This is a genomic window from Streptomyces fradiae ATCC 10745 = DSM 40063 (genome assembly GCF_008704425.1).
In the GTDB taxonomy this organism is placed as follows: domain Bacteria; phylum Actinomycetota; class Actinomycetes; order Streptomycetales; family Streptomycetaceae; genus Streptomyces; species Streptomyces fradiae.
The window spans coordinates 3,628,416-3,651,617 of sequence record NZ_CP023696.1; the positions used below are offsets into that span (position 1 = coordinate 3,628,416).

At 73.6% G+C, this 23,202-nt stretch carries 20 protein-coding genes and 1 tRNA gene; 14 read left to right on the forward strand and 7 right to left on the reverse strand.

Annotated elements, in window-relative coordinates; translation table 11 throughout:
* The first annotated feature begins 136 nt into the window (after positions 1-136).
* The 6 genes from CP974_RS16185 (at position 137) to CP974_RS16215 (ending at position 6,323) form a co-directional block, all read left to right on the forward strand.
* Positions 137-478 (forward strand): YbaB/EbfC family nucleoid-associated protein, encoded by a 342-nt coding sequence (locus tag CP974_RS16185; RefSeq protein ID WP_069979813.1) that lies wholly within the window; start codon positions 137-139, stop codon positions 476-478.
* A 359-nt stretch (positions 479-837) separates the two neighbouring features.
* Positions 838-1,437, forward strand: a complete 600-nt coding sequence (gene recR / locus CP974_RS16190) for a recombination mediator RecR (protein ID WP_031132641.1) — start codon at positions 838-840, stop codon at positions 1,435-1,437.
* The gene (locus CP974_RS16195; RefSeq protein ID WP_031132639.1) at positions 1,430-2,089 is read left to right on the forward strand and encodes a DUF5063 domain-containing protein; all 660 of its coding nucleotides are present in this window, start codon (positions 1,430-1,432) and stop codon (positions 2,087-2,089) included. Before recR ends, CP974_RS16195 begins: the two co-directional genes overlap by 8 nt.
* A gap of 196 nt (positions 2,090-2,285) precedes the next feature.
* Entirely contained in the window at positions 2,286-3,557 is a 1,272-nt protein-coding gene (locus CP974_RS16200) for an aspartate kinase (protein WP_031132637.1), read from the forward strand.
* 580 nt (positions 3,558-4,137) lie between these two features.
* Entirely contained in the window at positions 4,138-4,917 is a 780-nt protein-coding gene (locus tag CP974_RS16210) for a SigE family RNA polymerase sigma factor (protein WP_223844382.1), read from the forward strand.
* Positions 4,914-6,323, forward strand: coding sequence for a hypothetical protein (locus CP974_RS16215; protein WP_037938130.1), 1,410 nt, complete (start codon positions 4,914-4,916; stop codon positions 6,321-6,323). The genes CP974_RS16210 and CP974_RS16215 overlap by 4 nt, the downstream gene beginning before the upstream one ends.
* A gap of 446 nt (positions 6,324-6,769) precedes the next feature.
* Here CP974_RS16215 and CP974_RS16220 read toward each other — a convergent pair whose 3' ends face one another.
* A complete protein-coding gene (locus tag CP974_RS16220; protein ID WP_031132631.1) occupies positions 6,770-7,519 on the reverse strand; it encodes an SURF1 family protein in 750 nt (249 codons plus the stop codon).
* A 22-nt stretch (positions 7,520-7,541) separates the two neighbouring features.
* The gene (locus CP974_RS16225; protein WP_051839545.1) at positions 7,542-9,446 is read right to left on the reverse strand and encodes a S9 family peptidase; all 1,905 of its coding nucleotides are present in this window, start codon (positions 9,444-9,446) and stop codon (positions 7,542-7,544) included.
* 1,037 nt (positions 9,447-10,483) lie between these two features.
* On the opposite strand from CP974_RS16225, the gene CP974_RS16230 reads away from it, so the two are divergent.
* From CP974_RS16230 to CP974_RS16245, 4 genes are all read left to right on the forward strand, one after another.
* Positions 10,484-11,017 (forward strand): toxin-antitoxin system HicB family antitoxin, encoded by a 534-nt coding sequence (locus tag CP974_RS16230; protein WP_031132627.1) that lies wholly within the window; start codon positions 10,484-10,486, stop codon positions 11,015-11,017.
* A 229-nt stretch (positions 11,018-11,246) separates the two neighbouring features.
* Positions 11,247-12,089, forward strand: coding sequence for a DUF4097 family beta strand repeat-containing protein (locus CP974_RS16235; protein WP_031128183.1), 843 nt, complete (start codon positions 11,247-11,249; stop codon positions 12,087-12,089).
* A gap of 99 nt (positions 12,090-12,188) precedes the next feature.
* Complete coding sequence (locus CP974_RS16240; RefSeq protein WP_031128182.1) at positions 12,189-13,190, forward strand: daunorubicin resistance protein DrrA family ABC transporter ATP-binding protein; 1,002 nt, start codon at positions 12,189-12,191, stop codon at positions 13,188-13,190.
* A complete protein-coding gene (locus CP974_RS16245) occupies positions 13,187-13,975 on the forward strand; it encodes an ABC transporter permease (protein ID WP_031128181.1) in 789 nt (262 codons plus the stop codon). The genes CP974_RS16240 and CP974_RS16245 overlap by 4 nt, the downstream gene beginning before the upstream one ends.
* A gap of 141 nt (positions 13,976-14,116) precedes the next feature.
* Here the strand turns inward: CP974_RS16245 and CP974_RS16250 are convergent.
* Together CP974_RS16250 and CP974_RS16255 are read right to left on the reverse strand one after the other, a co-directional pair.
* Positions 14,117-14,190, reverse strand: a tRNA-Pro gene (locus CP974_RS16250).
* 92 nt (positions 14,191-14,282) lie between these two features.
* Positions 14,283-15,209: a metallophosphoesterase gene (locus tag CP974_RS16255; protein WP_031128180.1), complete on the reverse strand. Its 927-nt coding sequence runs from the start codon at positions 15,207-15,209 to the stop codon at positions 14,283-14,285.
* 89 nt (positions 15,210-15,298) lie between these two features.
* On the opposite strand from CP974_RS16255, the gene CP974_RS16260 reads away from it, so the two are divergent.
* Positions 15,299-15,763 (forward strand): GatB/YqeY domain-containing protein, encoded by a 465-nt coding sequence (locus tag CP974_RS16260; protein ID WP_031128179.1) that lies wholly within the window; start codon positions 15,299-15,301, stop codon positions 15,761-15,763.
* Between the two features lie 268 nt (positions 15,764-16,031).
* On the opposite strand, the gene CP974_RS16265 is transcribed toward CP974_RS16260, so the two are convergent.
* A complete protein-coding gene (locus CP974_RS16265) occupies positions 16,032-18,299 on the reverse strand; it encodes a transglycosylase domain-containing protein (protein WP_031128178.1) in 2,268 nt (755 codons plus the stop codon).
* Positions 18,300-18,878: 579 nt separating this feature from the next.
* Between CP974_RS16265 and CP974_RS16275 the strand changes: the two genes are divergently transcribed.
* Entirely contained in the window at positions 18,879-19,223 is a 345-nt protein-coding gene (locus CP974_RS16275; protein ID WP_031128177.1) for a WhiB family transcriptional regulator, read from the forward strand.
* Between the two features lie 482 nt (positions 19,224-19,705).
* Here CP974_RS16275 and bagB read toward each other — a convergent pair whose 3' ends face one another.
* Positions 19,706-21,169 (reverse strand): ATPase BagB, encoded by a 1,464-nt coding sequence (bagB, locus tag CP974_RS16280; RefSeq protein ID WP_223844381.1) that lies wholly within the window; start codon positions 21,167-21,169, stop codon positions 19,706-19,708.
* 50 nt (positions 21,170-21,219) lie between these two features.
* Positions 21,220-22,236, reverse strand: coding sequence for an ATPase BagA (bagA, locus tag CP974_RS16285; protein ID WP_031128175.1), 1,017 nt, complete (start codon positions 22,234-22,236; stop codon positions 21,220-21,222).
* A gap of 81 nt (positions 22,237-22,317) precedes the next feature.
* Here bagA and sp36 point away from each other — a divergent pair, with 81 nt between their 5' ends.
* Complete coding sequence (sp36, locus tag CP974_RS16290; protein WP_019992579.1) at positions 22,318-22,476, forward strand: Sp36 family protein; 159 nt, start codon at positions 22,318-22,320, stop codon at positions 22,474-22,476.
* The gene (locus CP974_RS16295; protein ID WP_031128174.1) at positions 22,473-22,946 is read left to right on the forward strand and encodes a RidA family protein; all 474 of its coding nucleotides are present in this window, start codon (positions 22,473-22,475) and stop codon (positions 22,944-22,946) included. The genes sp36 and CP974_RS16295 overlap by 4 nt, the downstream gene beginning before the upstream one ends.
* Positions 22,947-23,202: the final 256 nt, after the last annotated feature.

Sequence of the window (23,202 nt, forward strand, 5' to 3'; positions counted from 1 at the left end):
AAGGGGGCCTTGATCAGGTGGGCGGCGCGCCCGGGGTTCACTCGAAAGAGCGGCTCGGTGTGCGTGGGGCGCGCCGCGCGGGGACCACGTAGGCTCGGCGTAACCGAAGAATCGTCGTCGACGCGCAGGAGTGACCGTGATCCCCGGTGGTGGCCAGCCCAACATGCAGCAGCTGCTCCAGCAGGCCCAGAAGATGCAGCAGGACCTCGCCCGTGCGCAGGAGGAGCTGGCCGGCATGGAGGTCGAGGGCCAGGCGGGCGGCGGCCTGGTGAAGGCCACGGTCACCGGAGCCGGCGAGCTGCGGGGCCTGGTCATCGACCCGAAGGCGGTGGACCCCGAGGACACGGAGACCCTCGCGGACCTGGTCGTCGCGGCCGTGCAGGCGGCGAACGACAACGCGCACCGGCTCCAGCAGGAGAAGCTCGGCCCGCTCGCCCAGGGGCTGGGCGGCGGCGGAATGCCGGGCCTCCCGTTCTGACCGCCCGGACACCGCGACCGGCCCGGACGGCCGGCCCGGACCGGACCGCCGGTTCGGACCGGTTGGGCAGGCAGGGCCCCGCGACCGGCCGGAGCGCACAAGTGAACCGGGCGCACCGGGCCGGCCAGGCGCCCGCACGGGCAGGCCGGCCGGCCGTACGGATCGGTCAGGTGCCCGTACGGGCGGATCGGCCGCCGTGCGAACCGGTCGGGCCACCGCCGGGCCGGCCCGGCGGCGGAGGCCCCGGCTCCGGCCGTCGGCCATCCGTTCGACGCGGCGGGTTCGCGCCGGGTCTTCTGCGGTGCACCCCGCAGCTACTACCGTAACCATCAAGACTGCACTCCCGGAGAGGCGTTCCGTTGTACGAAGGCGTGGTCCAGGACCTCATCGACGAGCTGGGCAGGCTGCCCGGCGTCGGTCCCAAGAGCGCGCAGCGGATCGCCTTCCACATCCTCCAGGCCGAGCCGACGGACGTCCGGCGGCTGGCGCACGCGCTGCTGGAGGTCAAGGAGAAGGTCCGGTTCTGCGCGGTCTGCGGGAACGTCGCCCAGGAGGAGCGGTGCGGCATCTGCCGTGACCCGCGCCGGGACGACGCGGTCGTCTGCGTCGTCGAGGAGCCGAAGGACGTCGTCGCCATCGAGCGGACCCGCGAGTTCCGGGGCCGGTACCACGTGCTCGGCGGGGCGATCAGCCCGATCGAGGGCGTGGGCCCCGACGACCTGCGGATCAGGGAGCTGCTGGCCCGGCTCGCGGACGGGACGGTCACCGAGCTGATCCTGGCGACCGACCCCAACCTGGAAGGGGAGGCCACCGCGACGTACCTGGCGCGCATGGTCAAGCCCATGGGCCTGAAGGTCACGCGCCTCGCCAGCGGGCTCCCCGTCGGCGGGGACCTGGAATACGCCGACGAGGTCACGCTCGGTCGTGCGTTCGAAGGGAGACGACTCCTCGATGTCTGACGCCACGCTCCACGCCCACTCGCCGGACCCCGACAGCTTCGCGGTCCAGATCGCCGACTCCATCGAGTCCTTCATCGTCGCCACCACGGAGGTGGCCAAGGGCGACGAGCCCGACAGCGCGATCCCCTTCCTGCTGCTGGAGGTCTCGCAGCTCCTGCTCGCCGGGGGGCGGCTGGGGGCGCACGAGGACATCCTCCCGGAGGAGCGGTACGAGCCGGACACGGGGCCCGACCTGGACGTCGACGACCTGCGCGAGCGGTTCGCGGCGCTGCTGGACCCGGTGGACGTCTTCTCCGAGGTCTTCGACCCGTACGAGCCCCGCAAGGCGCCGGTGCCGTTCCGGATCTCCGACAACCTGGCCGACATCATCACGGACCTGCGGCACGGGCTGGCCCACTACCGGGCGGGCCGGACGACCGAGGCGCTGTGGTGGTGGCAGTTCTCGTACTTCTCCAACTGGGGCCCCACCGCCTCGGCGACCCTCCGGGCGCTCCAGTCCCTCGTCTCCCACGTCCGGCTGGACCAGCCGCTGGCGGAGCTGGACGGCCTCGACACCGACGAGGACGTCGCGGACGACGCCCTGGCCGAGGAGGCGGGCCGCGTGATGCTCCGGGAGATCGCCGCGCCGCTGGGCATCCGTACCCGCAAGTAGGCGCGGCCGCCCCGGCGTGAGCCCGGACACATTCCGCGTGAGCCCGGTGACGGTGGGCAGGGACTCGCACGGCCGGGTGACGCCCCCGAGGTGATCACAAACCGAGCGGGACATCTCAGGATGTGACATCCCAGGGGCGTTTCCCGGCCGCTCGATAAACTGAGTCGACCGAAAACGGACTGAGCGAGGAGCGCACGTGGGCCTTGTCGTGCAGAAGTACGGAGGCTCCTCCGTCGCCGATGCCGAAGGCATCAAGCGGGTCGCCAAGCGGATCGTGGAAGCGAAGCAGAACGGCCACCAGGTGGTCGTCGTCGTTTCCGCGATGGGCGACACTACGGACGAGCTGATCGATCTCGCCGAGCAGGTATCCCCGATGCCGGCCGGACGCGAGTTCGACATGCTGCTGACCGCCGGAGAGCGGATCTCCATGGCCCTGCTGGCCATGGCCATCAAAAACCTGGGCCACGAGGCCCAGTCGTTCACCGGCAGCCAGGCGGGCGTCATCACCGACTCGGTCCACAACAAGGCGCGCATCATCGATGTCACGCCGGGCCGCATCCGCACCGCCCTGGACGAGGGCAACATCGCCATCGTGGCCGGCTTCCAGGGCGTGTCCCAGGACAAGAAGGACATCACCACCCTCGGCCGGGGCGGCTCCGACACCACCGCCGTGGCGCTCGCCGCGGCGCTGGACGCGGAGGTGTGCGAGATCTACACGGACGTGGACGGCGTCTTCACCGCCGACCCGCGGGTCGTGAAGAAGGCCCGGAAGATCGACTGGATCTCCTTCGAGGACATGCTGGAGCTCGCCAGCTCCGGCTCCAAGGTGCTGCTGCACCGCTGCGTCGAGTACGCGCGCCGATACAACATCCCGATCCACGTCCGCTCCTCCTTCTCGGGGCTCCAGGGCACGTGGGTCAGCAACGAACCGCGAGGGGACCGCAAGGTGGAGCAGGCCATCATCTCCGGTGTCGCCCACGACACCTCCGAGGCGAAGATCACCGTCGTCGGCGTGCCGGACAAGCCGGGCGAGGCCGCCGCGATCTTCCGCGCCATCGCGGACGCCGAGATCAACATCGACATGGTCGTGCAGAACGTCTCCGCCGCGTCCACGGGCCTGACGGACATCTCCTTCACGCTGCCCAAGACCGAGGGCCGCAAGGCCATCGACGCCCTGGAGAAGCAGAAGGCGTCCATCGGCTTCGACTCCCTCCGCTACGACGACCAGATCGGCAAGATCTCCCTCGTCGGCGCCGGAATGAAGACCAACCCGGGCGTCACCGCCTCGTTCTTCGAGGCGCTGTCCAACGCGGGCGTGAACATCGAGCTGATCTCCACCTCGGAGATCCGCATCTCGGTCGTCACCCGCGCCGACGACGTCAACGAGGCCGTCCGCGCCGTCCACACCGCCTTCGGTCTGGACAGCGACTCCGACGAGGCGGTCGTCTACGGCGGCACGGGCCGCTGACCGGGCCGCCTCCCAGGTAGCCGACCGGGCCGGGCAGCTGTGCAGACAGCCGCCCGGCCCGGTCGTGTCTCACCACCGCCACCGCCACCGCCACCGCCACCGCCACCGCCACCGCCGCCCGCCCGCCCCGTCTCGGCGGCCGTACCGCCCACGCCGAGCGCCCCACCGCGTGTGCGGCCGCACAGGTTCCCGTACGCGCCCCGCACGGACCGGACCGCCGAGCCGGCACCGCCGACCGGCGGCGGACCACCGGACCCGGGCCGCGGGCTTCCGGGACGCCCCGCCGGGCGGATCCCCGGTGGACGCGGCGCCGCGCCTTTGTAGGATCTGTGAAAGCCCTGGGGGAAGGCCGTCGGCCGGCCCCGCTTGATCCGGGGCGATGGCATGTTCGACGACGTCCCCGCCCCCCTGCCCCGACCGGTGGCCGGCGGCCGGTGGGAGACGTCCTCGCGGTCGCTCCACGTGCTGCCGCGCGAACGGGGCAATGGGGAGAGCGGATACGTATGAGGGCGAACGACGCACCGTCAGATCCGGCGGTCCGCGCGTACAACCCTGACGGGGGGCGACGTGTCCAACAGACGTGCCAGAGGTACTCGACATCACAGCAGCGGCCCCGCTTGTCGGCGGCGCGGCAGTCCTCCCGCTCCCGCGTCCGCCCCAGCGGGCCCCGCGCGACCCGGCTCCGGGTGACCGGGCGCCGGCCGAGCGGCCCCGGGGCGGCCGGGTTCCGGCCGACCGGGTTCCCGGTGGCCGGGCCGCGCCCGCGCGGCGCCGCGGCGGCGGCATGCCGGTGATCGCGCCCATGCCCACCACGCGCCGCGCCCGCGTCCCGTTCCGGCGGGACGACGCCGTCGAGACGACGGTGTCCGGCACCACCGTCGACCACCTCACCGAGACCTACCGCGCCCACTACCGGTCGCTGCTCGGCCTCGCGGCCCTCCTCCTCGACGACACGGCCTCCTGCGAGGACGTCGTGCAGGAGGCGTTCATCCGCGTCCACTCGGCGCGCAAGCGGGTCCGCGACCCCGAGAAGACCCTCGCGTATCTGCGCCAGACCGTCGTGAACCTCTCCCGGTCCGCCCTGCGGCGCCGAATACTCGGGCTGAAGCTGCTCTCCAAGCCGATGCCGGACATGGCGAGCGCGGAGGAGGGCGCGTACGACCAGCTGGAGCGCGACGCGCTCATCAAGGCCATGCGGGGACTGCAGCGCCGCCAGCGGGAGGTGCTGGTGCTGCGGTACTTCGCGGACATGACGGAGGCGCAGGTCGCCGAGACCCTGGGTATATCGCTCGGATCGGTGAAGGCGTACGGCTCGCGGGGCATCGCCGCCCTGCGGGTCGCCATGGGAGCGAAGGCATGACGCAGCACAACGGGCCGGACGGGCCGAGGAACGACCGGACTGGAAACGACGCAGTGAACCCCGCCCAGCAGCCCGCCGCACCGCGGCCCGACAAGGAGCCGCAGACCCCGCAGGCCCGGACCCCGCAGGCCCGGACCCCGCAGACCCGGACCCCGCAGACCCGGACCCCGGAGGCGCATACCCCGGAGACCGCCGGTACCGCCGCACCCGAGGCCCACCAGGCCGACGGGGCCCCCGGCACCTCCCGGGCACCCGGCACGCACGGCACGCACGACGCGGCGGCCAACCCCGCCCCCGGCCTCCCCACCGCCCCCGGCATTCCCACCACCCCCGACGCGACCGACACCACCGAGGTGTTCGAACTCGGCGGTGACGAGCTCGCGCTGCGGCGCCTGCTCCAGGGTGCCGTCGGTGGCCTGGAACCCTCCGAGGGCGCCCTCGACCACCTCCGCCGGGCCGTCCCGGCACGGCGGGCCCGGAAGCGGCAGGCACTGGTCGGCGCCGCCGCGGCGGTCATCCTGCTCGGCACGGGCGTCCCGGCCGTCGTGCACGTCGCCGGGTCCGGCACGGACTCCGACGCCAACGCGATCAACGCGGGCCACGGCGCCCAGGTCCAGGGCGGCACCGGTGACGACGCCGGACCGGCCGGGGAGCAGGCGGCGGGCAGCCCGTCCGGGGAGCTGAGCGGCGCCGGGAAGGGCCGTACCAGCCCGTCGGCGGCCCCGCCGAGCGCGGACTCGGGCGTCTCCGACGGCGTCGGCGGCGCCCCCGACGCGTCCGCCTCCTCCCCGGCGCGGGCACCGGTCTGCCAGGCGGGTCAGCTCGCCGTGAGCGCCGCCGAGGCGGGTGGCCCCGCCGAGGACGGCGCGGTGTACGGGACGTTCCGCATCACCAACGTCTCCGGCGGCGACTGCACGGTCGACGCCGGCGGCACGGTCGCCTTCGGCACGGGCGGCGCGGCCGACCCGGGGCGCATCAGCGTGGTCCGGCACGGGGCGGGGTCCGCCGCGTCCGGGCTGCCGGCCCCGTCGTCGGCCGTCGCGAGCCTGGTGCTGAAGCCGTCCGGCGCGTACGAGGTGCGGTTCGCCTGGGTGCCGAGCGAGACGTGCCCGGTGAGCGGCGGCAGCGGGAGCGGCGGTGGCGGGCAGTCGCCCGAGCCGACCCCGTCGCAGACGACCGAGGAGCCACCGCCGACGACGGGCGGGACGACCACCGGCACGCCGGAGGGCGGCGGCGCGGACGCGGGGCCCGCGGTGGAGCCGCAGACGCTCCGGGCCGACGGCCACGCGGAGGGCAGCGTCACGGTGACGCACACCCCGAGTGCGGGCGGGCCCACGGCGACGGTCACCGTGCCGAACGCCTGCGCGGGCACCATCTACCGCACCGGGCTCCTCCCCGCGGGATGACGTCCCGCGCCACCGGCTCGGCCCCGTGCGGTGCGGCCCACCACGGCCCCACCGCACGGGACGCCCCGGCCATCCCGGCTCGGTTCGGAGCCGGTGCCGGTGACGGTGCCGCACCAGCGTGCAGCGCCGGAACGGCCGACGGCGCAGCCGCGCGCCGGGCCGTACGCGCCGGGCCCCGCGGACGGTCTCGCCGAAGTCCGTGGTCGCCGGCCCGACGGGCGCCGTCATGGAGACCGGCGGACCCGACGGCATGCGGCCCCTGTTCCCGAACCGGCCCACGACGACGTCCGACGGGACGGAGACGGCCCCGCGCAGGTGGTCGACCGCGCACGCCGGGCAGGCCCGCGAAGGCCGGGCAGGCCCGCGAAGGCCGGGCAGGCCCGCGAAGGCCGGGCAGGCCCGCCCACGCCGGGCAGGCCCGCCCACGCCGGGCAGGCCCGCGAAGGCTACGGCTCCAGCCCGAGGGCCCGGTCCCGTTCGGTCTCCGCCTCGCGCCGCACCAGGCGCACCCACATGAACAGCACGAAGCCCGCGAAGACGAACCACTCGCCCGTGTACCCGAGGTTCTGGAACGCCTTCAGGTCCAGCCCCGTGCCGACCGCCGCGGCCGCCGGTACGGGCGTCAGCCCCTCGGGCGACTCCCTCAGCGTCACCCACGCGTCGTACACGTCGTCCGGCACCAGGTTGACCAGCGAGGCCGCGCTGATGATGCCGACCTGTCCCGAGGGCAGACCGCCCGCCGCGCGGACCCCGGCCCCCCCGGCGTGCTCCGACGCCTGGAGGGCGCCCGTCACCGTCTGCTCGCCGGCCGGCGGCGCGGGCGCGGGCGCGCCCTCGGGGAGCCAGCCCCGCACCACCGGCAGGGCCTTGCCCTCGGAGGTGTGCAGCAGCGTCAGCACGTACGACCCGGTCTCGCCGTCCAGCTCGCGGCCCGGCACCAGGAACTGCTTCCCGTAGCGGCCGCTCACCTCCGCCAGGCGGCCCGACGTCTCCTTGTCGACGGGCAGCAGCTCGGCCAGCGGCACGGCGTCCTGTGCCGCGGCCGCCGCGGGCCGCCGCTCCGCCTCCCGGTGGGAGTCGACGCGGTCCTCGAACCTGCCCAGCTGCCAGATGCCCATGAACAGGCAGAACGGGATCGCCAGCAGCACGAAGACGTTGATCCCCCACCAGCGGGGTGTCGTCAGGAACCGGTACACCCCTCCACGGTACGGAACGCCGTCACCCCCCTTCCGGCCGGGTCCCGGTCGCGGAGGGCAGGTGTCGCGCCGCGAACTCCAGTTCCTGGCGCACCTGCTTGATCCGTTCCTCCACCACCAGTGAGCCGTGTCCGGCGTCGTACCGGTACACCTCGTGGACCGCGCCGCGGGCGGCCAGGCGCTCCACGTAGTTCTCCACCTGCCGGATCGGGCAGCGCGGGTCGTTCAGGCCCGCCGCGATGTAGACCGGTGCCCGCACCTCGTCCACGTACGTGATCGGCGACGAGGCCCGGAACCGCTCCGGAACCTCCTCCGGTGACCCGCCGAACAGTGTCCGGTCCAGGGGCCGCAGCGCCTCCATCTGGTCCCGGTAGGCGGTCACGTAGTCCGCCACCGGCACGTCGGCGATGCCCACCGCCCACACGTCGGGCTGGGTCCCCAGCCCGAGCAGGGTCAGATAGCCGCCCCAGGAGCCACCGGTCAGGACCAGCCGCTCCGGGTCGGCGAGGCCGGACGACACGGCCCACTCGCGGACGGCGGTGACGTCCTCCAGCTCGATCAGCCCCACCCGGTGGCGCAGCGCGTCCGTCCACTCCCGGCCGTACCCGGTGGAGCCGCGGTAGTTCACCCGCACCACCGCGTAACCGTGGTCCAGCCACGCCGCCGGGCCCGCCGCGAACGTGTCGCTGTAGTGCCACGCCGGACCGCCGTGCAGGTCGAAGACGGTGGGCAGCGGACCCGCCGCCCCCTCCGGCCGCTGCACCAGCGCGTGGACACGGCCGCCCGGCCCGTCCACCCACACGTCCTCCACCGCCACCGACGGCGGCGCCTTCGGGCCGGGCGGGTCGAGGACCACGGCGCCGGTGGACGACCGCACCACCGGCGGCTCGGCCGCCGAGGACCACAGGTACTCCACCGAGCCGTCCGGCCGGGCCGTCGCCCCCGACACCGAACCGGCCGGCGTGTCCAGCCGCGTCAGCCGCCCCGAGGCGATGTCGTACCGCCACAGCTCCGTACGCGCCTCGAAGTCGTGGGCGATCAGCAGCCCCGACCCGTCGGGGAACCACTCCGCGCCGACGTCACCCGGCAGGTCCAGGCCCAGCTCCGTCTCCCGCCCCGACGCCACGTCCCAGATCATCGGCTCCCACCGGCCGCGCCGCTGGTGCCCGATCAGCAGCCGCCCGTCCCCCTCCACGGGGGCGAAGCCCATCACCGTCAGCCCCAGGTCCTTGGTGCCGCCCTTGGTGTCGTCCAGCTCCGCCACCAGCGAGCCGTCCAGCCGCACCACGCGCAGCGCCGCGTGCATCGCGTCGCCGTGCTCGGTGTGCTCCAGCGCCACGAGCGTCCCGTCCCGCGACAGGTCCCCCACCCCGGCCGACTCGCGGTGCCGGTAGATCTCCACCGGCAGGCCCCCGGGCCGGACCACGTGGACGGTGGTGCCCTCCTCCTCCGTGGACCGGCCGACCACCGCCGTGCCGTCCCTGCCGAGGGCCAGGCCAGCGGGGTAGGAGGCCGCCAGACCCGCCACCGCCGGCTCGTCCGGGCCGCCGGCGAACGGCTGCCGCATCCACACCCCGAACTCGTCGCCGTCGGTGTCCGCGAACCACCAGATCCACTCGCCGTCCGGCGACAGCACGCCGTCCGTCGTCCCGTTCGGCCGGTCGGTGACCTGCCGCTGCCCGCCCGTGTCCCGGTCCCAGGCGTACAGCTCGTACGTCCCCGTCGCGTTCGACACGAACAGGGCTCGCGCGGGGGCGTCCTCCGCCCAGTCCGGCAGCGAGACCCGCGGCGCCCGGAACCGCTTCTCCCAGTCAGGCAGCCCCGCCCAGGAAGCGGCGGAGCCAGAGGCAGAAGCAGAGGCAGAGGCAGAGGAGGCGGTGGACAGGGAGGACTCGGGAAGTCCGGTCGGCTCAGTCATGCCGTCCATCATGCTCCGCCGCACCGACATCCCGCCGGGCCTGTGGATAACTTCCCGCGGCCATCCCCGGGCCGCCCTCCGGGCCACCCCCCACCGGGGCCCCTCCCGCTGCTCCGACAAGGCCCACGCCTCCACCGTCCCGATCCGCGCCACCCCCCACCGCGCCGCACCGCCCCCCGTCGATCCACACCGCGCCGCACCCGCCCCACACCCCTCCCGCCGGCACTCCTCGACGCCCGCCCGGCCACCACCCTCCACCGCCCTCACGGCCAGGCGCCACAGGAGGCGCGCGGCCTGAAGACCGGCGGCCAGGGCGGCGCCGAGCACGGCGAGGGACAGCACGGCCCGCAGCGCTCCCGGACCCGTCAGGCGGTCCAGCGCCGCCCTCCCGGCCAGCGCCGTGACCCACCCGGCCACGGTCATCGCGGAGAGCGCCACCGAGACGGGCAGCCCGCCCAGCCCGAGCGCGTCGAGCGGGACGTCCCCGTCGAAGGTGCCCGTACCGGCGGCACCGCAGAGGACCAGCAGCCAGAAGGCGATGACGACGACGAGAGCGACGGTGAAGAAGAACACCGGAAAGGAGACCGCGACCCCGGCCCACTCGCCCATCCCCGCCCCTCCGGCCCTCACAGCGTGGTGCGGGACATGCCGAAGCCGGGACGCGCTTCCGCATCCCGGCACCGATCGGCACCCCCGTTTCCGACTCCCGCATCGTGACAGGGGGTCCGGCGACGGCGCATTGCCGGACCCCGGCAGTCTTGATGCCCTCCTGATGCCGGACGGCCCAAACCGGGACGGGCGGGTGCGCGGTGTTACAGCCGGACCCTCCGCGGCAGCCGCGTACAAGCTGGCGCCATCGTGGTGCCACGTGGTGCCATGATGCCCCTGCGGTGCCCTTCTTGGCGGGTGTCAGGGCCGGGATGTCTCGCCGACGTGCAGCGTTGCCTGCGTAGAACGCCAGCTCACAGCCGGTCTTCGCGGGTTCGGGCCGCGAGTGACGCCAAGGGTGGTTGCGCGTGGCGCCATAGTGGTGTCATGATGGCGTCATGGACCTCACCCCGTACGTGGACTCCCTCCGCCGTGAGCTCGCGGTGGCCGCCGAAGCGGGCGGCGACGAAGCCCGCGAGCTGGCCGAGAGGCTCACCGCTCCCCTGGAGTCGGCGACCCGTCTGACCATGCTCCATGTGCTCTCCGCGGCCATGGACGAGATCACCCGCGAGCTCGCCCCCGGATCGGTCGACGTGCGGCTGCGCGGCCTGGACCCGGACTTCGTCGTGACACCGCCGCCCGGCGGCGGCGCTCCGGCGGAGCCGGCCGAGGCGGCCGAGGCGGCCGAGCCGCTCGCGGCCGCGACGCCGCCCGCGGTGGAGGGCGAGGAGGGCGGCGCCACCGCCCGCGTCAACCTGCGCCTGCCGGCCCACCTCAAGGCCCGCGCCGAGGAGGCCGCGAGCCGCGAGGGCCTGTCGGTCAACGCGTGGCTGGTACGCGCGGTGTCCGCCGCCGTCGACGGTGGCGCGCGCCCCCGGCCCCCGGAGAGGACCCGCAACGTCGGGCAGAGCTTCACGGGCTGGGTGCGCTAGCCGCACCCGGCCCAGGCCGCCCACCAGCACCGCACGCCCCCACCCCACCAGGCCCCACCCCACCAGGCCCCACCGCACCAGGCCCCACCGCACCACGCCCCCACCGCACCACGCCCCACCACACCAGGCCCCACCGCACCACGCCCCACCAGGGCCCACCGCACCACGCCCACGTCCCGCCGGCGGGGGCGCCCCACACACACCACGGACCCAAGAGGACGGAACAGCCATGCCTGCTTTCGACACCCCGAAGCCGATCTCGGTCACCGCGCGCGTGGAGGCCGGCTCCATCCAGTTCACCGCGGCCGACCGCCCGGACACGGTCGTCGAGGTGCGCCCCCGCGATCCGGGGAAGGACCTGGACGTGCGCACGGCCGGCCAGACCGAGGTCGCCTACGCGAGCGGCGCACTCACCGTCACGGCCCCGAAGCCCAACCTGTTCGGCCGCGTCGGTGTCGTCGACGTGACGGTCGAGCTGCCCGCGGGCTCACGCGTCGACATGACCGGAGCCTGGACCCAGGTGCTCGGCGAGGGCCGGCTCGGCGAGGTCCGCGTGAAGACCTCGGCCGGCGACGTACGCCTCGACACGACCGGTCCGCTGCGGCTGACCGCGGCGCACGGCTCCATCTCCGTGGACCGGGTCGAGGGACCGGCCGAGATCGCGACCAGTTCCGGCAGCCTGCGCGTCGGCTTCGTCGACGGCGCCGCCGTACTGAAGAACTCGCACGGCACCACGACCGTCGGGGTCGCCACCGGCGAACTGCGGGTCAGCGGCGCCAACGGCGACATCAGCGTCGACCGCGCCGAGGACTCCGTCACCGCCACCACCGCCCACGGAACGCTGCGCGTGGGCGAAGTGGCGCGGGGCGCCGTGCGGTTGGAGACGAGCCACGGCGCGATCGAGGTCGGCGTCCGCGACGGCACGGCCGCCTGGCTCGACGTCAGCTCCGGCGCCGGCCAGGTCCGCAACGCGCTCACCGCCTCCGGGGCGCCGCAGGAGACGGACGAAACGGTCAAGGTCCAGGCCCGCACCAAGTACGGCAACATCGACATCCGCCGCGCCAGGCCCTGAGTGCTCACGCAACCGGCTGAGCCCCACCGCGCCGCCCCGTAAGCGGCACCCCCACACCCACCACGCCCTCCGAAAGGGAGCACCATGCGCAACCGTGTCATGCCCATGCAAAGACGCCATCCGGGCGATCAGCCGCCGTCGGCAGCGGCCTCCGCGGCGATCTCCGCCGCCGGACTGCGCAAGTCGTACGGCGACAAGACCGTCCTCGACGGCATCGACCTGCACATCCCGGCCGGGTCCGTGTTCGCGTTACTCGGACCGAACGGCGCCGGCAAGACCACCGCGGTGAAGATCCTCTCCACGCTCGTCCCCGCGGACGCCGGACAGGCCCGGGTGGCGGGCCACGACCTCGCCGCCGAACCGCAGGCCGTGCGCGCGGCGATCGGCGTCACCGGCCAGTTCTCCGCGGTCGACGGCCTGATCACCGGCGAGGAGAACATGCGCCTGATGGCCGACCTGCACCACCTCTCCAAGCGCGAGGGCCGCCGGGTCACCGCCGAGCTGCTGGACCGGTTCGACCTGACCGAGGCAGCGAAGAAGCCCGCCTCCACCTACTCGGGGGGCATGAAGCGCCGCCTCGACATCGCCATGACCCTCGTGGGCGGCCCGCGCGTCATCTTCCTCGACGAACCGACCACCGGCCTCGACCCCCGCTCACGGCACGACATGTGGGGCGTCGTCCGCGAACTGGTCGCCGACGGTGTCACCGTCTTCCTCACCACCCAGTACCTGGAGGAGGCGGACGAACTCGCCGACCGCATCGCGGTCCTGAGCGACGGCAGGATCGCCGCCGAGGGCAGCGCCGCGGAACTCAAGCGGCTCGTCCCCGGCGGGCACGTCCGGCTCCGCTTCTCCGACCCGGCCGCGTACGGGAACGCCGCGACCGCCCTCCCGGAGGCGCAGCGCGACGACGAGGCGCTCACCCTCCAGGTGCCCGGCGACGGAGGCCAGCGCGCACTGCGCGCCCTCCTCGACCGGCTCGACGCGGCCGGCGTCGAGGCGGACGAGCTGACCGTGCACACCCCCGACCTCGACGACGTCTTCTTCGCCCTCACCGGCGGAGCGGGCGTTGCCGGCCCGTCCGAGGAGGACGTCCGATGAGCTCCCTCACCCTCGCCGCGCGCGACTCCGCCACGATGCTGCGCCGCAACCTCCTGCACGTCAGGCGCTACCCGTCCATGACGCTGAACCTGCTGCTCACACCGGTCGTCCTGCTGCTGCTCTTCGTGTACGTCTTCGGCGACGTGATGAGCGCCGGCATCGCCGGCGGAGCGGACCGGTCCGCTTACCTCGCGTACCTCGTGCCCGGCATCATGCTGCTGACCATCGGCGGCACCACGATCGGCAGCGCGGTATCCGTGGCGATGGACATGACCGAGGGCATCATCGCCCGGTTCCGGACGATGGCGATCCACCGCGGTTCGGTGCTGATCGGGCACGTGGCCGGCAGCGTCCTGCAGTGCATGATGAGCGTGGTCGTCGTCGGAGCCGTCGCGGTGGCCATCGGGTTCCGGGCGACGGACGCCACCGCGCTGGAGTGGCTCGCCGCCGCGGGGCTGCTCGCCCTGGTCTCCCTGGCGCTCACCTGGGTCGCCGTGGGGATGGGCCTGACCAGCCCGAACGCCGAGGCGGCCGGCAACAACGCCCTTCCGCTGATGGTCCTGCCGCTCCTGTCCAGCGCCTTCGTACCGGTCGACGCCATGCCCGGCTGCTTCCAGCCCGTCGCCCGGTACCAGCCCTTCACCCCGGCCATCGAGACGCTCCGCGGCCTGCTCCTCGGCACGGAGATCGGCCACAACGGCTGGCTCGCCGTCGCCTGGTGCCTGGCCCTGGCCGCCCTCGGCTACACCTGGTCCAAGTCCCTCTTCAACCGCCCCCCGAAGTAGCGCCCCGGTCCCGAGGCGCCTCCCCACCCCGAGGCGCCCCCCACACCCAGGCGACACCCCGCACCCGAACCAGACCCCCCGAAAACCACTCAGGGGCCTGACCCGCTAAGCGGATCAGGCCCCTGACCTGGTACTTCACTGTCGGGGTGGCGGGATTTGAACCCACGACCTCTTCGTCCCGAACGAAGCGCGCTGCCAAGCTGCGCTACACCCCGATGTCGCCCGTGTTGTCCTGGCGACGTCGTTTACTTTAGCCCACCGGCGGCCGGAGACGAAATCCGGTTTCCCGGCCCTCGGCGGTCGGCGTTCAGTCGCGGGGGGCCAGGGTGAGGAGGGTGGCCTCCGGGGGGCAGGCGAAGCGGACCGGGGTGTAGCGGTTGGTGCCGCAGCCGGCGGAGACGTGGAGGTACGCCGTGTGGCCGCCCGCGCGGTGGGTGGAGAGGCCCCTGGCGCGGTCCGTGTCCAGGTCGCAGTTGGTGACGAGCGCCCCGTAGAAGGGGACGCGCAGCTGGCCCCCGTGGGTGTGGCCGGCCAGGACCAGGGGGTAGCCGTCGGCGGTGAAGGCGTCCAGGGAGCGCAGGTACGGGGCGTGGACGACGCCCACCGCGAGGTCGGCGTCCGTCTCGGGGCCGCCCGCGACCTTCTCGTACCGGTCCCGCTTGATGTGGGGGTCGTCGAGGCCGGTGAAGGCCAGCTCCAGGCCCTCCACCTTGAGGCGGCCGCGGGTGTTGGTGAGGTCCAGCCACCCGGCCGCGTCGAAGGCGTCCCGGATGCCCTCCCACGGGTTGTGGACGGCGCCGACGGCCGGCGGGTTGCCGTTCAGGCCGTGGCGGCCCTGGAGCTTCTCGAACAGGTAGCGGGCCGGATTGCGCAGCTTGGGGCCGTAGTAGTCGTTGGAGCCGAAGACGTACACGCCCGGGTACTCCATCAGCGGGCCCAGCGCGTCCAGCAGCTCCGGCACGCCCCCCGGGTCGGAGAGGTTGTCGCCCGTGTTCACCACGAGGTCGGGGCGCAGGCCGGCCAGGGTCTGGAGCCACCGCTGCTTCTTGCGCTGCCCGCTCACCATGTGGATGTCCGAGACCTGGAGCACACGCAGCGGGCGCGTGCCGCGCGGCAGGACCGGGACGGTCACCCGGCGGAGCCGGAAGGAGCGGGCTTCGAAGCCGGCGGCGTAGGCCAGACCGGCCGTGCCCAGTGCAGTGATGGCGAGGGGGACTCCGTATCGCGCGCGCATGACGTCCATGGTCGCAGACCGGGGGAGGGGGTGCGACGCCCGCCAAATGCGCGGGCGTGCGCGGCGGTACACCTGTCATGCTGGTCCGCATGACCACGCTCAAGTCCAAGTTGCAGGAAGACCTCACGGAGGCGATCAGGGCGCGTGACGAGCTCCGCTCCTCGACCCTCCGGCTGACCCTCGCCGCGATCACGAAGGAGGAGGTCTCGGGCAAGCAGGCCCGTGAGCTCTCCGACGACGAGGTGCAGAAGGTGATCGCCAAGGAGGCGAAGAAGCGCCGCGAGGCGGCCGACGCGTTCGCGCAGGGCGGCCGTGCCGAGCAGGCCGAGCGGGAGCGGGCCGAGGGCGAGATCCTCGACGCGTACCTGCCGAAGCAGCTGTCGGACGGGGAGCTTCGCGACGTCGTCGCGCAGGCCGTCGAGGAGGCGAAGGCGGGCGGCGCCGAGGGGCCGCGGGCCATGGGCGCCGTCATGAAGATCGTGAACCCGAAGGTGGCCGGCCGGGCGGACGGCGGTCGTGTCGCCGCCGTGGTCAAGGAGCTGCTGGCGGGTTAGGGCCCCGTCTCCGGCGGGGCTCGTCCCCGGCGGGCCGGGTGTCACCCGGGGCGGCGGGGGCGGTGCCCCCCCTGGTGGGCCGGGCGTCCCGGGGGCTCTCCGGTGGGCGCCTGAGGCCGCGCCCGCCGCCCGGCGCCGATCGGGCGGCTGCCCGTGCGGGCTGCTGTGCATGGGCTGCCGTGTACGGGCTGCCGTGCACGGGCTTTGGTGTACGGCGAAGGGCGTCCCCCGGATCGGGGGACGCCCTTCGGCTGTTCGGCGGGCAGGCCTAGCGGTCGCGGCCGCCGTTGCCGCCGTTCCCTCCGTTGCCGTTGCCGTTGCCGCCGATCAGGTCGGTCGGGAAGGAGAAGCCGGGGAAGGGCTCGCGGCCGCCGTTTCCTCCACCGCCGTTCGCTCCGTTTCCTCCGTTGCCGCCGGCCCCGCCGTTGCCCGGCTTGTCGTCGCGGCCCGGGGCCGGGGGCTGCGGCTTCGGGGCGTCCGGGATCACGACGCTGGTGAAGCCCGGTGCCGGGTGGCCGTCCAGGGCGCCGGTCATGGCGTCCTTCCAGATCGGGCCCGGGACCTGGCCGCCGAAGACCTTGTCGTGGTACCGCCCGCCGATGGTGATGCCGACCATCTCCACCTGCTGGGTCGGGCTGCCGACCCAGACGGCGCCGGACATGTTCGGCGTGTAGCCGACGAACCAGGCGTTGCGGCGGCTGTCGGTCGTACCCGTCTTGCCGGCGCTGTCACGGGACTGCAGGCCGGCGGCCTGGCCCGTACCGGAGTCGATCACTCCGCGCAGCAGGGTGTTGATGGTGTCCGCCGTGCGCTCCGCCATCGCGCGCCCGCAGGCCGAGCGCGGGACCTTCAGGCTGCGGCCCTCGCTCGTCTTGATCGACTCGATCGCGGTCGGCGTGCAGTACGTGCCCCGGTTGGCGAAGGCCGCGTAGGCGGTCGCCATGGTCAGCGGGGACATGCCCTGCGAGCCGAGCGTCAGCGCGGACGGCTTCTCGGGCAGCTTCTTGTCGTCGCCCATGACGACGCCCAGCTTGTCGGTCATCTCGACGACCGGGCACATGCCGATCTCGCCGAGCATCTGCACGAAGTAGGTGTTGACCGACTTGGCCATGGCCTCCTTCAGCGCGTACGGGCCGACCTCCGACTCGTTCTCGTTCTCGACGTTGTCGTTGCCCACGTTCCGCCAGGGCTTCCCGCTGCACGACTGGACCGAGTCCGGGTAGGGCATCTTGAACGGCGACGAGTAGCTCTGCGTCGGCGGCTTGCCCTGCTCTATGGCGGCCGCGGCGACGAACGGCTTGAAGGTCGAGCCGGTCGGGAAGCCGAAGTTCGAACCGCCCATGCCCCGGTTGACCGAGTAGTTGATCTGCGTCTCGTTCTTGCCGAAGCCGTACGGCTTGGACTGGCCCATGGCGAGGATCTTGCCCGTCCCCGGCTGGACCATGGTGATCGCCGCGGCGACCTTGTCGTCCTGGTAGACGTGGTCCTTCAGCGAGTCCTGCGCGGCCTTCTGGGCCTGCGGGTCCAGCGTGGTGCGGATGGTCAGGCCGCCCCGGTTCCAGACCTTGGCGCGCTCCTCGCGGGACTTGCCGAAGACCGGGTCGGAGAGGAAGACCTCGCGGACGTAGTCGCAGAAGAAGCCGGCGCCGTCGCGCGCGGTGATGCAGCCGTTCTTCGGCCGGGTGATCTTCAGCTCGATCGGCTTGGCCTTGGCCTGGTCGGCCTCGGCATGGCTGATGTCGCCGACGGCGACCATCCGCTGGAGGACGACGTCGCGGCGGTTGGTGGCCTCCTGCACGTCGTTCACGGGGTCGTACCGGCTCGGCGACTGCACGAGCCCGGCGAGCATCGCGGCCTCGCCCAGCTCCAGGTCCTTGGCGTGCTTGGAGAAGTACCGCTGGGAGGCGGCCTCGATGCCGTACGCCTGCTGCCCGAAGAAGGTGATGTTCAGGTAGTTCTCGAGGATCTTCTTCTTGCCGAGCTCCTTCTCCACCTGGATGGCGTACTTCAGCTCCTGGATCTTGCGGCCCAGGGTCTGCTGGGTGGCCTGCGCGAACTTGTCGCGGTCGTCGCCCGCCTGCTCGACGAAGACGTTCTTGACGTACTGCTGGGTCAGGGTCGACGCGCCCTGGGCGACGCCGCCCTCCTGTGCGTTGCGGTTCACCGCGCGCAGGACGCCCTTGAGGTCGACGGCGCCGTGCTCGTAGAAGCGCGAGTCCTCGACGGCGACGATCGCCTTCTGCATGTACGGCGAGATGTCCTCCAGCGGGACGACCGTGCGGTCACGTGAGTAGACCGTCGCGATCAGGCCGCCGTCGGCGTCGAGGATCTGGGTGCGCTGGCTCAGCGGCGGCCTCTTCATGTTGGCCGGGATCTCGTCGAACCCCTGGACCGTCCCCTTCGCAGCGAGGCCCAGGGCTCCCGCCGCGGGCATCGCGATGCCGGCGAGGACGACTCCGGAGAGCACGCTGACACCGAGGAACTTGGCGGCCTGCTGGGTCGCGGTCAGACCCCCGCCCGAGCGGTTCTTTGGCATGGGGGAAGCCTACGTTCTCATTCGCCGGACACGCGTATATGCCTTGGCCTAAGGTGGTCACAACTGTCACAGCGGTCGCCGACGCGGGCCGCCGTGACCGGGATGACCACCCCCCCCCACCCCGACTCCCCTTCCCCTACGGGTCCACCGCGCCGCCCTCCGGGTGGCCCCTGCAAGTCCCGCGCGTCCTCTCCCCTGTCGATCCGACCCCCCGCGGCCCCCCCGCGCGCTCCTGCGTGTTCTCTCGTGCTCCTGCGTGTTCCCGCGACCTTCCGTGGTCGAGGGCGGACCCGGTGGTGCGGCCGACTCCCCGATGCGGCGCGCCTTTCGCGGAGCTTGCTCCGGTTTGCTCCGCACGACGTAAGGCAAATGACCCGTTTCAGGCGTATGGCCCGGCATGTCTCCGGGTCACTCCCCTGGGTGATCTGCCGCGTACGCATAGTCCGTTCGGGCCATTCAAGATTGGGCCCGACGGGGGTGTTGCGGTGTGACGACCTTCCGTAACGTCCTCAACTGGCAGCGGTGAATATGCCGCTGCCGCCGTGGGGGAGCCTCGATTCGGGAGAGGACGGCGCCGGCATGAGCTGGGTAGCTGACTGGAGTGCGCAGGCGGCCTGCCGCACTACGGATCCGGATGAACTGTTCGTACAAGGAGCGGCGCAGAACAGGGCCAAGGCGGTGTGCACCGGGTGCCCGGTGCGGACCGAGTGCCTGGCCGACGCGCTGGACAACCGCGTCGAGTTCGGCGTGTGGGGCGGGATGACGGAGCGCGAGCGGCGGGCCCTGCTGCGGCGGCGGCCGACCGTGACCTCCTGGCGGCGCCTCCTGGAGACGGCGCGCACGGAGTACGAGCGCAGCGCGGGCATCCTGCCGGTCGCGCTCAACGACGACGAGACGTACGAGACGTACGCCGCGGCCGGCTGAGCGCCGGCGCCCGTTCCGCTCCCAGGCCCGCGTGGGCACCCCCCGGCGGAACGACGCCCGATGAGGCCCCGCCGCGCGCGGCGGACCGGACGGTCGCCGCACAGCGGCCGCACGGCGCCGGGTGACCGCCGCACAGCAGTCGCACGGCCCCAGAGTGCCGGCCACACAGCAGCTGCGCGGTGCCGGAGTGACCGCCGCGCACACGGTCGGTTCGTAGCCGCCGAAGAGTCGGTCGCCGCCACGCGGGTGGCGCGTAGGCCGCCGCGCGGGTCGCCGCCGGGGTGTCGTCGCGCAGTGGCTCGTGCGCCGTTCCGTTGCGCGAGCCCTGCGCCGTTCGTGGTGGGCCGTGCCGGGACCGGCCGGCCGGGGTGCGGCGCGCGCGGCCGGTGCGCGCGGTCCGTACGTGCAGGGCCCGCTCACGCGCGGCCCTGCCGGTGGTGGCCCCGGTGCGCGGTCCGGTGGCCGTGGTGCGGTGTGGGTGGTCAGAGGTCCCGGTGCGGTGGAGACGCCAGGTGCGTGCCGATGGAGCGCAGCGCGGACAGGTCGTGGACGTCGGCGGCGAGCGCCGGGACCTCCGTCACCGGGACGTCCGGGTGGAGCGCGGTGAAACGGTTCCGCGTACGCCGCTCGCGGTCGAGTACCCGCATCCGCTCGGCGTGGAGGCGCAGCAGTCCCGCCGTCAACTGCGCCACGGCGGGCGGGATATCGGTCGTACGGGGGGAGCCGGTCGTGCGGGATGTGCCGGTCGGGCCGGTCGTGCGGTCGAGTGCGGGAGCCTCGGGGGAGGTGGCCGCGGGGCCACCGACACCAGTCTGCCCGTCCCCCTGATCCACAATCCCCGGCCCGGCAAGATTTTCCGCCGCGGTGAGTGCCCGCTCCGCCGACAGCCGACCGGCTCCGCTCCCGTGCACGCGGTTGAGGACCAGCCCCTCCAGCGGCATGTCGTCCGCCGCCAGCCGCTCCACGAAGTACGCGGCCTCCCGCAGCGCGTCCGGCTCCGGCGCCGCCACCACGAGGAACGCCGTGCCCGGCGCCTGGAGCAGCCGGTACGTCGCGTCCGCCCGCGTACGGAAGCCGCCGAACATCGTGTCCATCGCCGCCACGAACGTCTGCACGTCCCGCAGCAGCTGACCGCCCAGCAGCTTCCCGAGGGTGCCCGTCATCATCGACATGCCGACGTTCAGGAACTTCATGCCCGCCCGGCCGCCCACCTTCGCCGGGGCCGTCAGCGCCCGGATCAGCCGGCCGTCGAGGAACGAGCCCAGCCGCTTCGGCGCGTCCAGGAAGTCCAGCGCCGACCGCGACGGCGGGGTGTCCACGACGATCAGGTCCCACTCGTCGCGCGCCCGCAGCTGGCCCAGCTTCTCCATCGCCATGTACTCCTGCGTGCCCGCGAAGCCGGCCGACAGCGACTGGTAGAAGGGGTTCGCCAGGATGGCGCGGGCCCGCTCCGGGTCCGCGTGCGCCTCGACGGTCTCGTCGAAGGTGCGCTTCATGTCGAGCATCATCGCGTGCAGCTCGCCGCCGGCCGCGCCGTCGACGCCCGGCACCCTGCGTGGGACGTTGTCCAGTTCGTCGATGCCCATCGACTGGGCCAGCCGGCGGGCCGGGTCGATCGTCAGGACGACGACCCTCCGGCCCCGCTCCGCGGCCCGCAGGGCCAGCGCCGCCGCCGTCGTGGTCTTGCCGACCCCGCCCGAGCCGCAGCACACCACGATCCGGGTCGCCGGGTCGTCGATCAGCGGGTCCACCTCCAGCGCGCGCGGCGCACCGGCAGGCCCGTCCGGCGCCGCGGCTGTGGTGGTCGCCGGCCTGTCCGGGGTCTCAGCTGCACTGGTCGTCGGGTCGTCCGGCGTCTCAGCTGTGCCGGTTCGCCGCCCGTCCGGTGCCTCGGCGGTACCAGCTGGTGCCGTGTACGGCTCACCGGCCTCAGCCCCGGTCGGCATTCCGCCGGGCGCCCCGGCCGTGCCCCCCGCCCGTGTCGCCTCCGCGCCGGTCATGCGTCGCTCACCCCGAGGTCCCTCCGCAGCTCCCTTGCCAGGTGGTACAGCCCGGCGAGGTCCACGCCCCCGCCGAGCAGCGGCAGCTCGTACATGGGCACCCGCAGTTTCGCCAGCGCCTCGCGCTGCTCCCGCTCCAGCTCCACCCGCCGCGCGTGCTCGGCGGCCTGCTCGAACAGCGGGTCCACCAGCTGCTCGGCGCCGCCCACCCCGGCCGCCGCCAGGGCCCGCGCCACGTCGGCGCGCCGGTCGCCGGAGGGGGCCCGAACCGCGCCACCGGCATCCGCACGTGCCCCGCCTGCTGAGGCGGCCCGTACCGCGTCGTCGTCCAGCAGGCGCGGGCGGACCATGTTCACCAGGACGTTGCCCACCGGCAGCCCCGCCGCGCGCAGCTCCTCGACGCCGTCCGCGGTCTCCTGGACCGGCATCTCCTCCAGCAGCGTCACCAGGTGGACGGCCGTCTCCGGCGACTTGATGACCCGCATGACCGACTGCGCCTGGTGGTGGACGGGCCCCATCCGGGCCAGCCCGGCGACCTCGTCGTTGACGTTGAGGAAGCGGGTCACCCGGCCGGTGGGCGGCGCGTCCATCACGACGTGGTCGTAGACGAAGCGCCCGGACCGGTCCTTGCGCCGCACCGCCTCGCACGCCTTGCCGGTCAGCAGGACGTCCCGTACGCCCGGGGCGACGGTCGTCGCGAAGTCGATGGCGCCGAGCTTCCTGAGGGCGCGGCCGGCCGCTCCCAGCTTGTAGAACATCTGGAGGTAGTCGAGCAGGGCCAGCTCGGCGTCGATCGCGAGGGCGTACACCTCCCCGCCACCCGGTGCGACGGCGATCTTCCGCTCCTCGTAGGGGAGCGCCTCCGTCCCGAAGAGCTGTGCGATGCCCTGTCTGCCTTCGACCTCGACCAGGAGGGTGCGCTTCCCCTCCGCGGCGAGGGCGAGGGCGAGGGCGGCGGCGACCGTCGTCTTACCGGTACCGCCCTTGCCGCTGACGACCTGGAGCCTGCTCACAGGGCGAGCGTATCCAGTGGCGCCGCGGCCCACGCAGGAGGCTGCCCCGGGGCCGCGCGCGGCAGCGGATACAGTCGGCCCATGACCAAGTGGGAATACGCGACCGTGCCCCTTCTCGTGCACGCGACCAAGCAGATTCTGGACACCTGGGGCGAGGACGGCTGGGAGCTGGTCCAGGTCGTCCCCGGCCCGAACAACCCCGAGCAGCTCGTGGCGTACCTGAAGCGGGAGAAGCCGTGACGGGCCGTGTCGAGGCCGCCCTCGCGGAGCGCGGTCTGACGCTGCCGCAGGTGGTGCCGCCGCTGGCCGCCTACCAGCCGGCCGTGCGGTCCGGGGTGTACGTCTACACGGCGGGCCAGCTGCCCATGGTGGACGGCAAGCTCCCGGTCACCGGCAAGGTCGGCGCGGAGGTGACGCCGGAGGAGGCCAAGGACCTGGCCCGCGTCTGCGCGCTCAACGGGCTCGCCGCGATCAAGTCCGTGGCGGGTGACCTGGACCGGATCGCGCGCGTCGTGAAGGTCGTCGGCTTCGTCGCGTCGGCGCCCGACTTCACGGGGCAGCCGGCCGTCCTGAACGGTGCGAGCGAGCTGCTCGCCGAGGTCCTGGGCGAGGCGGGCGTCCACGCGCGCAGCGCCGTCGGCGTAGCGGTGCTGCCGCTGGACGCGCCCGTGGAGGTCGAGTTCCAGGTGGAGCTGCTGCCGGAGGCCTGACCGGCTGCTTTGTGCCGGGGGGCCGTACCGGTTCCCGCGCCGCCCCGCGCGCGTGGGGGTGCGGGAACCGGTACGGCCCCCCTACGCGCGAGGGGCCGCGCTTCGGGCGCGGTGGGCCGTGTACCGCGCGAAGGGCCGCGCTCCGTCCGTGCGGAGGGGCGTCCCCGCGCGCGTGGGCCCGCGAGGACGAGGGCGCCGACCCCGTACGGCGGCGTCGGCGTCCCCGCGCGCGTGGGGCCCGCTCTCCGGGCCCGCG

Coding starts and splice junctions, on each gene's coding strand:
- CP974_RS16195 (WP_031132639.1), top strand. CDS start 1,430: ATGTCTGACGCCACGCTCCACGCCCACTCGCCGGACCCCGACAGCTTC.
- CP974_RS16215 (WP_037938130.1), top strand. CDS start 4,914: ATGACGCAGCACAACGGGCCGGACGGGCCGAGGAACGACCGGACTGGA.
- CP974_RS16225 (WP_051839545.1), bottom strand. CDS start 9,446: ATGGACGGCATGACTGAGCCGACCGGACTTCCCGAGTCCTCCCTGTCC.
- CP974_RS16230 (WP_031132627.1), top strand. CDS start 10,484: ATGGACCTCACCCCGTACGTGGACTCCCTCCGCCGTGAGCTCGCGGTG.
- CP974_RS16235 (WP_031128183.1), top strand. CDS start 11,247: ATGCCTGCTTTCGACACCCCGAAGCCGATCTCGGTCACCGCGCGCGTG.
- CP974_RS16240 (WP_031128182.1), top strand. CDS start 12,189: ATGCCCATGCAAAGACGCCATCCGGGCGATCAGCCGCCGTCGGCAGCG.
- CP974_RS16245 (WP_031128181.1), top strand. CDS start 13,187: ATGAGCTCCCTCACCCTCGCCGCGCGCGACTCCGCCACGATGCTGCGC.
- CP974_RS16255 (WP_031128180.1), bottom strand. CDS start 15,209: ATGCGCGCGCGATACGGAGTCCCCCTCGCCATCACTGCACTGGGCACG.
- CP974_RS16260 (WP_031128179.1), top strand. CDS start 15,299: ATGACCACGCTCAAGTCCAAGTTGCAGGAAGACCTCACGGAGGCGATC.
- CP974_RS16265 (WP_031128178.1), bottom strand. CDS start 18,299: ATGCCAAAGAACCGCTCGGGCGGGGGTCTGACCGCGACCCAGCAGGCC.
- CP974_RS16275 (WP_031128177.1), top strand. CDS start 18,879: ATGAGCTGGGTAGCTGACTGGAGTGCGCAGGCGGCCTGCCGCACTACG.
- bagB (WP_223844381.1), bottom strand. CDS start 21,169: ATGCCGACCGGGGCTGAGGCCGGTGAGCCGTACACGGCACCAGCTGGT.
- sp36 (WP_019992579.1), top strand. CDS start 22,318: ATGACCAAGTGGGAATACGCGACCGTGCCCCTTCTCGTGCACGCGACC.